This is a genomic window from Pseudomonas sp. BF-B-30, assembly GCF_019956305.1.
GTDB lineage: Bacteria > Pseudomonadota > Gammaproteobacteria > Pseudomonadales > Pseudomonadaceae > Aquipseudomonas > Aquipseudomonas jessenii.
In genome coordinates this window covers 1-15,595 of sequence record NZ_JAHBDG010000083.1, presented here as the reverse complement: position 1 = coordinate 15,595, position 15,595 = coordinate 1, and the positions used below count along the sequence as shown (strand labels likewise).

The 15,595-nt window shown below is 62.2% G+C and carries 4 protein-coding genes; 1 reads left to right on the top strand and 3 read right to left on the bottom strand.

Annotated features, from left to right (window positions below):
* Window positions 1-11: 11 nt before the first annotated feature.
* From KGB29_RS27835 to KGB29_RS27825, 3 genes are read right to left on the bottom strand one after another with little or no spacing between them, the layout of a single operon-like run.
* Window positions 12-1,376 (bottom strand): HlyD family type I secretion periplasmic adaptor subunit, encoded by a 1,365-nt coding sequence (locus KGB29_RS27835; RefSeq protein WP_150812095.1) that lies wholly within the window; start codon window positions 1,374-1,376, stop codon window positions 12-14.
* Window positions 1,366-3,522 (bottom strand): type I secretion system permease/ATPase, encoded by a 2,157-nt coding sequence (locus tag KGB29_RS27830; protein WP_154947722.1) that lies wholly within the window; start codon window positions 3,520-3,522, stop codon window positions 1,366-1,368. Before KGB29_RS27830 ends, KGB29_RS27835 begins: the two co-directional genes overlap by 11 nt.
* Before the next feature lie 42 nt (window positions 3,523-3,564).
* Complete coding sequence (locus tag KGB29_RS27825) at window positions 3,565-4,917, bottom strand: TolC family outer membrane protein (protein WP_150812097.1); 1,353 nt, start codon at window positions 4,915-4,917, stop codon at window positions 3,565-3,567.
* Between the two features lie 360 nt (window positions 4,918-5,277).
* Between KGB29_RS27825 and KGB29_RS27820 the strand changes: the two genes are divergently transcribed.
* Window positions 5,278-15,595 (top strand): retention module-containing protein (locus KGB29_RS27820; protein ID WP_223616502.1); only part of this gene is annotated, 10,318 nt, incomplete at its 3' end.

The following is a 15,595-nucleotide window of genomic DNA, read 5'->3' as shown; positions in this document are numbered from 1 at the left end:
CCGAAGGTGGATTACCGCTCGTGCAGCGCCTCGGCCCGCGCACGGATGATCGGCTTGAGCAGGTAGCTCAGCACGGTCTTCTTGCCAGTGATGATGTCCACGGAAGCCACCATCCCCGGAATGATCAGCAACGGCTTTTCATCGGTGCCCAGGTGGCTGCGGTCGGTGCGCAGCTTGATGAGGTAGTAGGTGGTCTTCTTGTCTTCATCGGTGATGGTATCGGCACCGATCTGCTCCAGTTTGGCCTTCATCCCGCCGTAGATGGTGTAGTCATAGGCGGTAAATTTCACCGTCGCTTCCTGCCCCGGGTGCAGGAACGCGATGTCCTGCGGGCGGATCTTCGCCTCGACCAGCAAGGTGTCGTCCAGCGGTACGATTTCCACCAGGTCGCTGCCCGGCTGGATAACCCCGCCGATGGTATTGACCAGCAACTTGTTGACGATGCCCCGCACTGGCGAAGTGACCAGCGTCCGGCTGACCCGGTCTTCCAGGGCCTTGCCGGTGGCCTGGGCCTTGTTCAGGTCGGTGCGTGCTTCATTGAGTTGGGTCAGGGCTTCGCTACGGAACTTGCCACGGGTTTCATCGACCTTGCGCTGCACTTCCTTGATTGCCGATTCGGCTCGTGGAATTGCCAGCGTGGTGGCGTCGAGCTGACCACGGGTCTCCGCTTCGGCACGCCTGAGGCGCAGGACTTCCACCGGTGATACCGCGCCTTGGGCCACCAACGGCTCGGACATGCTGATTTCCTGACGCTGGAAGCCCAATTGCTGGCGATACTGCGCCTGTTTGGAGGTGAATTCGCGCAGCTCTTGCTGGCGCTGGATCAGCTGCTCCTGCAAGCCACCAATCTCATCGTGCAACTGTTGGCGACGACTGATATAGAGCGACTCTTCACTCTTTGCCTGACCCGGCACGGCCTTGAGCACATCCTCGGGGAAGTTCAGCGGACGCTCTTCGACCTCGGCGCTCAGGCGCTCGACCCGCAGCAGCATCGACAACCGATCGGCCTCGGTTTCACCGACGTTCGAAGCAAATCGCGTGTCGTCCAGGCGAATCAGCGGTGCGCCGGCTTCGACAATCTGACCTTCCTTGACGAACAGCTCGGCAACGATACCGCCTTCAAGGTTCTGGATCTTCTGGATCTTCGACGATGGAATCGCCTTGCCGTCGCCCTTGGTCACCTCGTCGATCACCGCGAAGTTGGCCCAGAGCATCAGGAACACAAAGAACGCGATGATCGCCCAGATCGTCAGCCGCACCACGCGGGGCGCATCCTCGATCAGCGCCTTGTTGACCTCCGGCAGCGGCTGCCCCTGAAGTGAAGCAGAGCCTTTGAAGTAGCGAAGGATCGAACCCTTACCCGACTTAAGCAACACTGATCTGCCCCTTCTTCAACGCTTCCATCACTGCGGCTTTCGGGCCGTCGGCGAGTATCTGCCCGCGGTCGACCACGATCAGGCGATCCACCAGCGACAACAGCGATGCCCGGTGCGTTACCAGCACCATGGTCTTGTTTTCGATCACCGCTGCCAGGCGCTGCTTGAGGCGCTCTTCACCGGTGTTGTCCATGGCGCTGGTCGGCTCGTCGAGCAGCAGGATCGGCGGATTGAGCAGCAATGCACGGGCCAGGGCGACGTTTTGCCGTTGACCGCCGGAGAGGTTCTGCCCGCGCTCGCCGACTTGCAGCTCATAACCCTGCGGATGCAGGCGCGCATACTCGTGGACGCCAGCCAGTTCTGCGGCTTGCAGCACCAGTTCGTCCTCGACATACCGCGCGCCGGAAACCAGGTTGTCGCGCAAGGTGCCGGCGAGCAACTGAATGTCCTGGGGCACGTAGCCGATGTTGTAGCGCAGCTCGCTGACGTCGATCTGGCGGATATCCACACCATCGACCAATAACGCGCCGTCATCCGGCTGATACAGCCCCACCAGCAACTTCGCCAGCGAGCTCTTGCCCGAACCGCTTCGACCAATGATGCCGACCTTCTCGCCGGGACTGATCGACAGATTGATGTTCTTCAGCGCCAGGTTCTGCTGTTGCGGGTAGGTGAAGTTGAGCTGGCGGCACTCAATGCCGCCCTGCAGCACCTTGCGGCTGAGCGGACGCTCTTCGAAATTGCGCTCCTGGGGCAGCTCCATCATCTGGTCGACCGAGGTCATGGTCACCCGCGCCTGCTGATAACGAGTCAGCAGCCCGGACAGCGACGCCAGCGGGCTGAGCGCACGACCACTGAGCATGTAGCAGGCAATCAGGCCGCCCATGCTCAGGTGACCGTCGATGATCTGGTACACGCCGAAGACGATCATGATCACGCCGGCCAGTTGCTGGATCAGCAAGGTGATATTCATCGCCAGGCCGGAGAGCATTTTCACCCGCAACTCAAGGCGACTGAGGGTGCCGATGGTCTGCTCCCACTGATACTGGCGTTCGCTTTCGGCGTTGTTGACCTTCACCGCATCCAGGCCGGCCAGGGTCTCGATCAGGCTCGACTGACGCTCGGCCCCCAGCGCCATGGTCCGTTCCATGGTCGCCACCAGGGGTTTCTGCAAGGCATAGCCGATGGCCAGGGCGATCGGGAACGCCAGCACCGGTATCCACACAAGATGCCCGCCAAGGATCGCGATGACGATAAAGATCAGAATCGTGAACGGCAGGTCAATCAGGCTGGTCAGTGTCAGCGAGGCGAGGAAGTCCCGCAGGCTCTGGAACTCATGGATGTTCTGGGCAAAGCTGCCGACCCGCGCCGGCCGGTATTTCATGGCCATGCCGACGATGCGCTCGAACAGCGTGGCCGAGATAATCAGGTCGGTTTTCTTGCCGGCCAGATCCAGGCACAGGCTGCGCAGGCTTTTCAGGATCAGGTCGAACAGGTAGGCGCCCGAGATGCCGAATGCCAGCACCCAGAGCGTCGCTTCGGCCTGGTTCGGCACGACACGGTCGTAGACGTTCATCACGAACAACGGCGCGGCCATGGCAATGATGTTGATCAGAAAACTGGCGGCGATGGCGTCGGCGTACAACCAGCGCGAACGCTTGAGGGTGTCGCGGAACCACGAGCGCGCACGCGGAATCAGCGTGCCGTGATTGACGTCGAACTTGTGCTGCGGCTGGGCGAAAAAGACTTTGCCGGTGTAGTCGTCGGCCAGCAACTCGCGGCTGACCAGAGATTCACCGCCATCGCTTTCGCTGAGCAGCACCCGCACCTGATCTTCGCCTTGCCAACCGAGCAGGACGGCACTGCGACCGTCCTTGAGCAGCAGCAATGCCGGCATGGCAATCGCCGGAATATCTTCCAGCTTGCGTTGCAGCACCCGACCTTGCAGCCCCGCGCGAGCTGCCGCGCGAGGCAGCAAGTCGACACTCAAGCGTTGCTCGGGCAGCGGCAGGCCGGTGGTGAGCATTGCCGCGCTGGCAGGCTTCTGGTGCAGCATGCAAAGAGCGAGCAGACCATCCAGTAGCGGATCGTCATGCAACGCGCGCGGATCATGAATGAGTTGAACCCGACTGACTTCTGATTCCACGCTCGGCACTCTTGGCTAACAATTGAACAATGAAGGTCCTGCTCAATTCATACCGGGCAATTGGACCTTGGGCTTCACGTCGTTCTGCACAACGGATGCCAATGGTGCGACCACTCCCTGGCTCTTGAGCAACTCGCCCATGGTCGCCTTGATTCGGTATTGAGTAAATAACTGAATGTTCTTGATCTCCACCAGACGGCGCGAAGAGGTGAACAGCTCGTTCTCGCTGTCTAGCAAATCCAGCAGGGTGCGCTCGCCAAGGCTGAACTGACGCTGGTAAGCGGTACGCACGGCGGTGCTGTGGTCGACGTATTGCTGGGCGATCGGCACTTGCGCGTTGGCGTTGTTCAGGGCGTTCCAGGCCAGGCCCAGCTCTTCATTCAATTGGCGCAGGGCGTTGTTACGGATATCCAGCGCCTGGTTCGACAGGTAGGACTTGGATTCCAGATCGGCCTTGTTGCTGCCGCCGGCATACAGATTGAAGCGCATGCGCAGCATGGCTTGCCATTCATTGTTGTGGCCGTTCTGACCATCAATGTCGTTGTCCGCGGTGCGACCCAACTCAGCATCGAAGCGCGGGTAGAACGTCGACTTGGCCGTGTCGTATTGCTTCTCGGCAGCGGCGATATCGGATTCGGCCGAGCGCAGGATCGGGCTGTTTTCCAGCATCTGCGCACGGGCTTCATTCAGGTTGGCCGGCATCAATGCCAGGAAACTCGCCGGGCGTTCCAGTTGATCGGGCATCTGGCCAACAGCGGAGAGGTAGTTGGTTTCGGCGTCAGCCAGGTTGGTCTGCTCGGTGATCAGGTTGTTTCGCGCCTGGGCCATCCGCGCCTCCGCCTGATCAAGGTCGGCGCCACTGCCGACGCCACGCTGGGTGCGCAGTTGGATCTGGTCGTAAATGCGCTGGTGGCTCTTGAGGTTGTCCTCGGCCAGACGTACGAATTCGCGGCGGGTCAGCACGTCGAGATAGACCTGGGCCACGGTCAGCCCAGTACGCTCGGAAGTACTCAGCAGCGAGTAGGCGCGGGAGTTGACAGTGGCTTGTTGACGCCCTACTTCGCTGGACGTCGCAAAACCGTCAAAAACCATTTGGGTCAGACGTAAACTTGACTCACTGCGATTCAGGGTTTCCCAGTGATTGTTGCTGCCGTCCGTTCGTGTGGTCACGCTGTCGGTGCCCTCACGACCATAACCGCCCAGCAGGTCGACCCGTGGCAGGTATCCACCTTTCGCAGCCTTCAACTGATAATCCGCAGCCAATCGACTGTTGACGCCTGCCTGGACCTCCGGATGGACATCCAGCGCTTGTTGCATGGCGTTTGGCAAGGACTGTGCCTGGACGAAAGACGCGGCGAGGGCGAAAGGTACAGCCATGAACAAAGGCGAACGCATTGTAGGAATTTCCCAGGACTTCTTGTCTTGAATCACAGCAAAAGAACGCGCTGCGTCGGAAGATGGCAAGCGGAATGACCGTATGTCGGAAAGTTCAAAAAGTGGAACTGGATCACATACCGAGGACGAGTCACAGCTTAAATATCAATGTGACATTATTGGGACGATTGTTTAGGATGGCTCCAAGAAGGTCAATAGTTTGGCATAAAGTTAATAGCGAAAAAATATAGCCAATAAATTGACGAATTCATGCGTCAAATTTGTGCATCTATTTTGCAATGTACGTCCAGACTGGTCGGCGCCGACAGACGCCATCAGGTCCATGGAAGTCAACTGAACGGACACCCCGGAGAGTCTTCAATGAGCAGTGTTGTTGCCATCGTCAAAAGCATTGTCGGTCAAGTTTTCGTGGTGTCCCCAGAGGGCATCCGCCGAGTTCTCGTTGAAGGCGACAAGTTGTTCGCCGGTGACCAGATCGACACCGGCCTTTCCGGTGCCGTATCCCTGGAGCTGGCCGATGGCCGCACCCTCGATCTGGGCCGTGACACTCAGTGGAGCGCCGACGCTCCAGACTCCAGCACTGATCTGGCAGCCGCCACCGCGCAAGCCGCGCCTTCGGTAGAAGAGCTGCAACAGGCCATTGCTGCCGGTGCCGACCCGACAAAAGACCTTGAAGCCACCGCTGCCGGCCCGGCTGTCGCAAGTTCTGGCGGTGCCGCCGGTGGTGGTCACAGCTCCGTGATGCTCGACGCCACCGCTGCCCGCGTCGATCCGACCATCGGCTTCGCAACCAATGGTCCTGATTTCACTGCTACCCCCACTACGCTCGATACCGGCAACCAGACCACCACAACCATCACGTCCGTCAACGCCTCGAGCGTAATGACCGCTGATACTGGCACTCTGGCCGAAGACAGCGTCGCAACGGGTAATGTACTGACCAACGATAGCGATGCCGAGACGCCGCTCAGCGTCACCGGCTTCACCATCGCTGGCGTGACCGGCAGTTTCACCGCAGGCCAGACAGCGACCATCGTCGGTGTCGGTACGTTGACCATCGGTGCCAATGGCGACTACACCTTTACTCCGGACGCCAACTACAACGGTGCTGTACCGCAAGTTACGTACACCACCAACACCGGCTCCAGCAGCACACTGGGTCTCACCGTGACGGCGGTCGATGACCCGAGCGTTTTGACTGCCGACACCCAAGTCACTGCTGAAGACACCGCAGTGATCGGCAACGTGCTGAGCAACGACAGCGACATCGACAACGTTCTGAGCGTGGTTACTTTCACCATTGACGGCGTCAATGGCACTTTCACCGCCGGCCAGACGGCGACCATCGCCAACGTCGGTACCCTGGCGATCGGGGCGAACGGGGCTTACACCTTTACCCCGGCCGAGAATTACAACGGCACGGTGCCGACGGTCAGCTACACCGTGACCGACGGTTCCACCTCGACCCTGAATATCAGCGTCACCCCGGTCGACGACAGCTTCAGCGACCTCAGCGAAAGCGTGAGCACCGCCGAAGACACCGCCGTCACTGGCAGCGTCCTCAGTGGCACTTCGAGCGTTGACGGCCCGGTCAGCGTGGTGAATTTCACCATTGGTGAAACCACCTACGCCGCTGGCAGCACGGCGACCATCGCCAACGTCGGCAGCCTGGTGATCGCGGTGAACGGCACCTATACCTTCACCCCGGCCGCTAACTACAACGGCAGCGTGCCGACCGTGAGCTACACCGTCACCGACGGCTCCGGCAGCAACGTCACCTCGACCCTGACCATCAACGTCACCCCGGTCGACGACAGCTTCACCGACCTCAGCGAAAGCGTGACCACCAACGAAGACACCGCCGTCACCGGCAGCGTCCTCACCGGCACCTCGAGCGTTGACGGCCCGGTCAGCGTGGTGAATTTCACCATTGGTGAAACCACCTACGCCGCTGGCAGCACGGCGACCATCGCCAACGTCGGCAGCCTGGTGATCGGTGCCAACGGGACTTACACCTTCACCCCGGCCGAAAATTACAACGGCACGGTGCCAACCGTGAGCTACACCGTCACCGACGGTTCCGGCAGCAACGTCACCTCGACCCTGACCATCAACGTCACCCCGGTCGATGACAGTTTCACCGACCTCAGCGAAAGCGTGAGCACCAACGAAGACACCGCCGTCACCGGCAGTGTGTTGACCGGTACCTCGAGCGTTGACGGGCCGGTCAGCGTGGTGAATTTCACCATTGGTGAAACCACCTACGCCGCCGGCAGCACGGCGACCATCGCCAACGTCGGCACCCTGGTCATCGGCGCCAACGGGGCTTACACCTTTACCCCGGCCGCCAACTACAACGGCAGCGTGCCAACGGTGAGCTACACCGTCACCGACGGTTCCGGCAGCAACGTCACCTCGACCCTGACCATCAGCGTCACCCCGGTCGACGACAGCTTCACCGACCTCAGCGAAAGCGTGAGCACCGCAGAAGACACCGCCCTCACCGGCAGCGTCCTCAGTGGCACCTCGAGCGTCGACGGTCCGGTCAGCGTGGTGAACTTCACCATCGGTGAAACCACCTACGCCGCCGGCAGCACGGCGACCATCGCCAACGTCGGCAGCCTGGTGATCGCGGCCAACGGGACTTACACCTTTACGCCGGCCGAAAATTACAACGGCAGCGTGCCGACGGTGAGCTACACCGTCACCGACGGCTCGGGCAGCAACGTCACCTCGACCCTGACCATCAACGTCACCCCGGTCGATGACAGCTTCACCGACCTCAGCGAAACCGTGAACACCAACGAAGACACCGCCGTGACCGGCAGCGTCCTCACCGGCACGAGCAGCGTCGACGGCCCAGTCAGCGTGGTGAACTTCACCATCGGTGAAACCACCTACGCCGCTGGCAGCACGGCAACCATCGCCAACGTCGGCAGCCTGGTGATCGGTGCCAACGGGACTTACACCTTCACCCCGGCCGCCAACTACAACGGCACGGTGCCGACGGTGAGCTACACCGTCACCGACGGCTCCGGCAGCAACGTCACCTCGACCCTGACCATCAACGTCACCCCGGTCGATGACAGCTTCACCGACCTCAGCGAAAACGTGAGCACCAACGAAGACACCGCCGTCACTGGCAGCGTCCTCACCGGCACGAGCAGCGTCGACGGTCCGGTCAGCGTGGTGAACTTCACCATCGGTGAAACCACCTACGCCGCCGGCAGCACGGCGACCATCGCTAACGTCGGCACCCTGGTGATCGGCGCCAATGGCGCCTACACCTTCACGCCGGACGCCAACTACAACGGCAGCGTGCCGACGGTGAGCTACACCGTCACCGACGGCTCGGGCAGCAACGTCACCTCGACCCTGACCATCAACGTCACCCCGGTCGATGACAGCTTCAGCGACCTCAGCGAAAGCGTGAGCACCAACGAAGACACCGCCGTCACCGGCAGTGTGTTGACCGGCACGAGCAGCGTCGATGGTCCAGTCAGCGTGGTTAATTTCACCATCGACGGTGTTGCTGGCACTTTCACCGCCGGCAGCACGGCAACCATCGCCAACGTCGGCACCCTGGTGATCGCGGCGAACGGTGCTTACACCTTCACCCCGGCCGCCAACTACAACGGCACAGTGCCAACCGTGAGCTACACCGTCACCGACGGCTCGGGCAGCAACGTCACCTCGACCCTGACCATCAACGTCACCCCGGTCGATGACAGCTTCACCGACCTCAGCGAAACCGTGACTACCGCTGAAGACACCGCCGTGACCGGCAGCGTCCTCACTGGCACGAGCAGCGTCGACGGCCCGGTCAGCGTGGTGAATTTCAGCATTGGTGAAACCACCTACGCCGCCGGCAGCACGGCGACCATCGCCAACGTCGGCAGCCTGGTGATCGCGGCGAACGGGACTTACACCTTCACGCCTGCCGAAAATTACAACGGCAGCGTGCCGACGGTGAGCTACACCGTCACCGACGGTTCCGGCAGCAATGTCACCTCGACCCTGACCATCAACGTCACCCCGGTCGACGACAGCTTCAGCGACCTCAGCGAAAGCGTGACTACCGCCGAAGACACCGCCGTCACCGGCAGTGTGTTGACCGGCACCTCGAGCGTTGACGGTCCGGTCAGCGTGGTGAATTTCACCATCGGTGAAACCACCTACGCCGCTGGCAGCACCGCAACCATCGCCAACGTCGGCACCTTGGTGATCGGCGCCAACGGCGCTTATACCTTCACGCCGGCCGAAAATTACAACGGCAACGTGCCGACGGTGAGCTACACCGTCACCGACGGCTCGGGCAGCAATGTCACCTCGACCCTGACCATCAGCGTCACCCCGGTCGACGACAACTTTACCGACGCCAACGAAACGGTCTCGACCCTAGAAGATGCGGCCCTCACCGGCAGCGTCCTCACTGGTACGAGCAGCGTCGATGGTCCAGTCAGCGTGGTTAATTTCACCATCGACGGTGTTGCTGGCACTTTCCCCGCCGGCAGCACGGCAACCATCGCCAACGTCGGTAGCCTGGTGATCGGCGCCAACGGCGTCTACACCTTCACGCCGGCCGAAAATTACAACGGCACGGTGCCAACCGTGAGCTACACCGTCACCGACGGCTCCGGCAGCAACGTCACCTCGACCCTGACCATCAGCGTCACGCCGGTCGACGACAACTTTACCGACGCCAACGAAACGGTCTCGACCCTAGAAGATGCGGCCCTCACCGGCAGCGTCCTCACCGGCACGAGCAGCGTCGATGGTCCAGTCAGCGTGGTTAATTTCACCATCGACGGTGTTGCTGGCACTTTCACCGCCGGCAGCACGGCAACCATCGCCAACGTCGGCACCCTGGTGATCGCGGCGAACGGTGCTTACACCTTCACCCCGGCCGCCAACTACAACGGCACAGTGCCAACCGTGAGCTACACCGTCACCGACGGCTCGGGCAGCAACGTCACCTCGACCCTGACCATCAACGTCACCCCGGTCGATGACAGCTTCACCGACATCAGCGAAAGCGTGACTACCAACGAAGACACCGCCGTCACCGGCAGCGTCCTCACTGGTACGAGCAGCGTCGACGGCCCAGTCAGCGTGGTTAACTTCACCATCGGTGAAACCACCTACGCCGCCGGCAGCACGGCAACCATCGCCAACGTCGGCACCCTGGTCATCGGCGCCGACGGCGCTTATACCTTCACCCCGGCCGAAAATTACAACGGCAGCGTGCCGACGGTCAGCTACACCGTCACCGACGGTTCCGGCAGCAACGTCACCTCGACCCTGACCATCAGCGTCACCCCGGTCGATGACAGCTTCACCGACCTCAGCGAAAGCGTAACCACCGCCGAAGACACCGCCGTCACCGGCAGCGTCCTCACTGGCACGAGCAGCGTCGACGGTCCGGTCAGCGTGGTTAACTTCACCATTGGTGAAACCACCTACGCCGCCGGCAGCGCGGCGACCATCGCTAACGTCGGCACCCTGGTCATCGGCGCCAACGGCGCCTATACCTTTACGCCGGCCGAAAACTACAACGGCAGCGTGCCGACGGTCAGCTACACCGTCACCGACGGTTCCGGCAGCAACGTCACCTCGACCCTGACCATCAGCGTCACCCCGGTCGACGACAGCTTCACCGACCTCAGCGAAACCGTGACCACCGCTGAAGACACCGCCATCACCGGCAGTGTGTTGACGGGCACCTCGAGCGTCGACGGTCCGGTCAGCGTGGTCAATTTCACCATCGACGGTGTTGCTGGCACTTTCACCGCCGGCCAAACCGCGACCATTGCCAACGTCGGTACCCTGGTGATCGCGGCGAACGGCGCCTACACCTTCACCCCGGCCGCCAACTACAACGGCAGCGTGCCGACGGTCAGCTACACCGTCACCGACGGTTCCGGCAGCAACGTCACCTCGACCCTGACCATCAGCGTCACCCCGGTCGACGACAGCTTCACCGACATCAGCGAAACCGTGACCACCAACGAAGACACCGCCGTCACCGGCAGCGTCCTCACCGGCACGAGCAGCGTCGATGGTCCGGTCAGCGTGGTTAACTTCACGGTTGGCGGCACCCAGTACCAAGCCGGTGAGACCGCAACCATCGCCAATGTCGGCACCTTGGTGATCGGCGCCAACGGCGCCTACACCTTCACCCCGGCCGCTAACTACAACGGCAGCGTGCCGACGGTGAGCTACACCGTCACCGACGGTTCCGGCAGCAACGTCACCTCGACCCTGACCATCAGCGTCACCCCGGTCAACGACAACTTTACCGACGCCAACGAAACGGTCTCGACCCTAGAAGATGCGGCCCTCACCGGCAGCGTCCTCACCGGCACGAGCAGCGTCGACGGCCCAGTCAGCGTGGTGAACTTCACCATCGATGGTGTTGCTGGCACTTTCACCGCCGGCCAGACCGCGACCATTGCCAACGTCGGCACCCTGGTGATCGCGGCGAACGGCGCTTATACCTTCACCCCGGCCGAGAATTACAACGGCAGCGTGCCGACGGTGAGCTACACCGTCACCGACGGCTCCGGCAGCAATGTCACCTCGACCCTGACCATCAGCGTCACGCCGGTCGATGACAGCTTCAGCGACCTCAGCGAAAGCGTGACTACCAACGAAGACACCGCCGTGACTGGCAGCGTCCTCACCGGCACGAGCAGCGTCGATGGTCCGGTCAGCGTGGTGAATTTCACCATCGGTGAAACCACCTACGCCGCTGGCAGCACGGCGACCATCGCCAATGTCGGCACCCTGGTCATCGGCGCCAACGGCGCCTATACCTTCACGCCGGCCGAAAACTACAACGGCAGCGTGCCAACCGTGAGCTACACCGTCACCGACGGCTCGGGCAGCAATGTCACCTCGACCCTGACCATCAGCGTCACCCCGGTCGATGACAGCTTCACCGACCTCAGTGAAACCGTGACCACCGCCGAAGACACCGCCTTGACCGGCAGTGTGTTGACCGGCACCTCGAGCGTTGACGGTCCGGTCAGCGTGGTGAATTTCACCATCGACGGTGTTAGTGGCACTTTCACCGCCGGCCAGACCGCGACCATTGCCAACGTCGGCAGCTTGGTGATCGGCGCCAACGGGACTTACACCTTCACCCCGGCCGCCAATTACAACGGCAGCGTGCCGACGGTGAGCTACACCGTCACCGACGGCTCCGGCAGCAATGTCACCTCGACCCTGACCATCAGCGTCACCCCGGTCGATGACAGCTTCAGCGACCTCAGCGAAAGCGTGACTACCAACGAAGACACCGCCGTGACTGGCAGCGTCCTCACCGGCACGAGCAGCGTCGATGGTCCGGTCAGCGTGGTGAATTTCACCATCGGTGACACCACCTACGCCGCTGGCAGCACGGCGACCATCGCCAATGTCGGCACCCTGGTGATCGGCGCCAACGGCGCCTATACCTTCACCCCGGCCGAAAACTACAACGGCACAGTGCCAACCGTGAGCTACACCGTCACCGACGGCTCGGGCAGCAATGTCACCTCGACCCTGACCATCAGCGTCACCCCGGTCGATGACAGCTTCACCGACCTCAGCGAAACCGTGACCACCGCCGAAGACACCGCCGTCACCGGCAGCGTCCTCACCGGCACCTCGAGCGTTGACGGCCCGGTCAGCGTGGTTAACTTCACCATCGACGGTGTTAGTGGCACTTTCACCGCCGGCCAGACCGCGACCATTGCCAACGTCGGTACCCTGGTGATCGGCGCCAACGGGACTTACACCTTCACCCCGGCCGCCAATTACAACGGCAGCGTGCCGACGGTGAGCTACACCGTCACCGACGGCTCGGGCAGCAACGTCACTTCGACCCTGAACATCAGCGTCACCCCGGTCGATGACAGTTTCACCGACCTCAGCGAAAGCGTGAGCACCGCCGAAGACACCGCCGTCACCGGCAGCGTCCTCACTGGCACCTCGAGCGTCGACGGTCCGGTCAGCGTGGTCAATTTCACCATCGACGGTGTTGCTGGCACTTTCACCGCCGGCAGCACGGCCACCATCGCCAACGTCGGCACCCTGGTCATCGGCGCCAACGGCGCTTATACCTTCACCCCGGCCGAAAACTACAACGGCAGCGTGCCGACCGTGAGCTACACCGTCACCGACGGTTCCGGCAGCAACGTCACCTCGACCCTGACCATCAGCGTCACCCCGGTCGATGACAGTTTCACCGACCTCAGTGAAACCGTGACCACCGCCGAAGACACCGCCGTGACCGGCAGCGTCCTCACTGGTACGAGCAGCGTCGATGGTCCAGTCAGCGTGGTGAACTTCACCATCGGTGAAACCACCTACGCCGCCGGCAGCACGGCGACCATTGCCAATGTCGGCACCCTGGTCATCGGCGCCAACGGCGCCTATACCTTTACCCCGGACGCCAACTACAACGGCAGTGTGCCGACGGTCAGCTACACCGTCACCGACGGCTCGGGCAGCAATGTCACCTCGACCCTGACCATCAGCGTCACGCCGGTCGATGACAGCTTCACCGACCTCAGCGAAAGCGTGAGCACCAACGAAGACACCGCCCTCACCGGCAGCGTCCTCACCGGCACGAGCAGCGTCGACGGCCCGGTCAGCGTGGTGAATTTCACCATCGGTGAAACCACCTACGCCGCTGGCAGCACCGCAACCATCGCCAATGTCGGCACCCTGGTGATCGGCGCCAACGGGACTTACACCTTCACCCCGGCCGAAAATTACAACGGCAGCGTGCCGACGGTCAGCTACACCGTCACCGACGGTTCCGGCAGCAACGTCACCTCGACCCTGACCATCAACGTCACCCCGGTCGATGACAGCTTCACCGACCTCAGCGAAAGCGTGAGCACCGCCGAAGACACCGCCGTCACCGGCAGCGTCCTCAGTGGCACCTCGAGCGTTGACGGCCCGGTCAGCGTGGTCAATTTCACCATCGACGGTGTTGCTGGTACTTTCACCGCTGGCCAGACGGCGACCATCGCTAACGTCGGCACCCTGGTGATCGGTGCCAACGGCGCCTATACCTTCACCCCGGCCGCCAACTACAACGGCACGGTGCCGACTGTCACCTACACCGTCACCGACGGTTCGGGCAGCAATGTCACCTCGACCCTGACCATCAGCGTCACGCCGGTCGATGACAGCTTCACCGACCTCAGCGAAAGCGTGAGCACCGCCGAAGACACCGCCGTCACCGGCAGTGTGTTGACCGGCACGAGCAGCGTTGACGGCCCAGTCAGCGTGGTGAACTTCACCATCGGTGAAACCACCTACGCCGCCGGCAGCACGGCGACCATCGCCAATGTCGGCACCCTGGTGATCGCTGCGAACGGGGCTTACACCTTCACCCCGGCCGCCAACTACAACGGCACGGTGCCGACCGTCACCTACACCGTCACCGACGGTTCGGGACCGAACGACACCTCGACCCTGACCATCAACGTCACGCCGGTCAACGACAACTTCGCCGATGCCAACGAAACCGTCTCGACCCTGGAAGACACTGCCCTCACCGGCAGCGTCCTCACCGGCACGAGCAGCGTCGATGGTCCGGTCAGCGTGGTTAACTTCACCGTCGACGGTGTTGCTGGCACTTTCACCGCCGGCCAAACCGCGACCATTGCCAACGTCGGTACCCTGGTGATCGGCGCCAACGGCACTTACACCTTCACGCCGGCCGCTAACTACAACGGCACGGTGCCGACGGTCAGCTACACCGTCACCGACGGTTCCGGCAGCAACGTCACCTCGACCCTGACCATCAACGTCACCCCGGTCGACGACAGCTTCACCGACCTCAGCGAAACCGTGACCACCAACGAAGACACCGCCGTCACCGGCAGCGTCCTCACCGGCACGAGCAGCGTCGATGGTCCGGTCAGCGTGGTTAACTTCACGGTTGGCGGCACCCAGTACCAAGCCGGTGAGACCGCAACCATCGCCAATGTCGGCAGCCTGGTGATCGGCGCCAACGGCGCCTACACCTTCACCCCGGCCGCTAACTACAACGGCAGCGTGCCGACGGTGAGCTACACCGTCACCGACGGTTCCGGCAGCAACGTCACCTCGACCCTGACCATCAGCGTCACCCCGGTCAACGACAGCTTCAGCGACCTCAGCGAAAGCGTGACCACCAACGAAGACACCGCCGTCACCGGCAGCGTCCTCACCGGCACGAGCAGCGTCGATGGTCCGGTCAGCGTGGTGAACTTCACCATCGGTGAAACCACCTACGCCGCTGGCAGCACGGCAACCATCGCCAACGTCGGCAGCCTGGTGATCGCGGCCAACGGGACTTACACCTTCACCCCGGCCGCCAATTACAACGGCAGCGTGCCGACGGTGAGCTACACCGTCACCGACGGCTCGGGCAGCAATGTCACCTCGACCCTGAACATCAACGTTACGCCGGTCGACGACAGCTTCAGCGACCTCAGCGAAAGCGTGAGCACCAACGAAGACACCGCCGTGACCGGCAGCGTCCTCACCGGCACGAGCAGCGTCGACGGCCCGGTCAGCGTGGTTAACTTCACCGTCGACGGTGTTGCTGGCACTTTCACCGCCGGCCAAACCGCGACCATTGCCAACGTCGGTACCCTGGTGATCGGCGCCAACGGCACTTACACCTTCACGCCGG

Excerpts from the sequence above, each read along its gene's own strand:
- KGB29_RS27825 (WP_150812097.1), bottom strand. The coding sequence starts at position 4,917 with ATGCGTTCGCCTTTGTTCATGGCTGTACCTTTCGCCCTCGCCGCGTCT.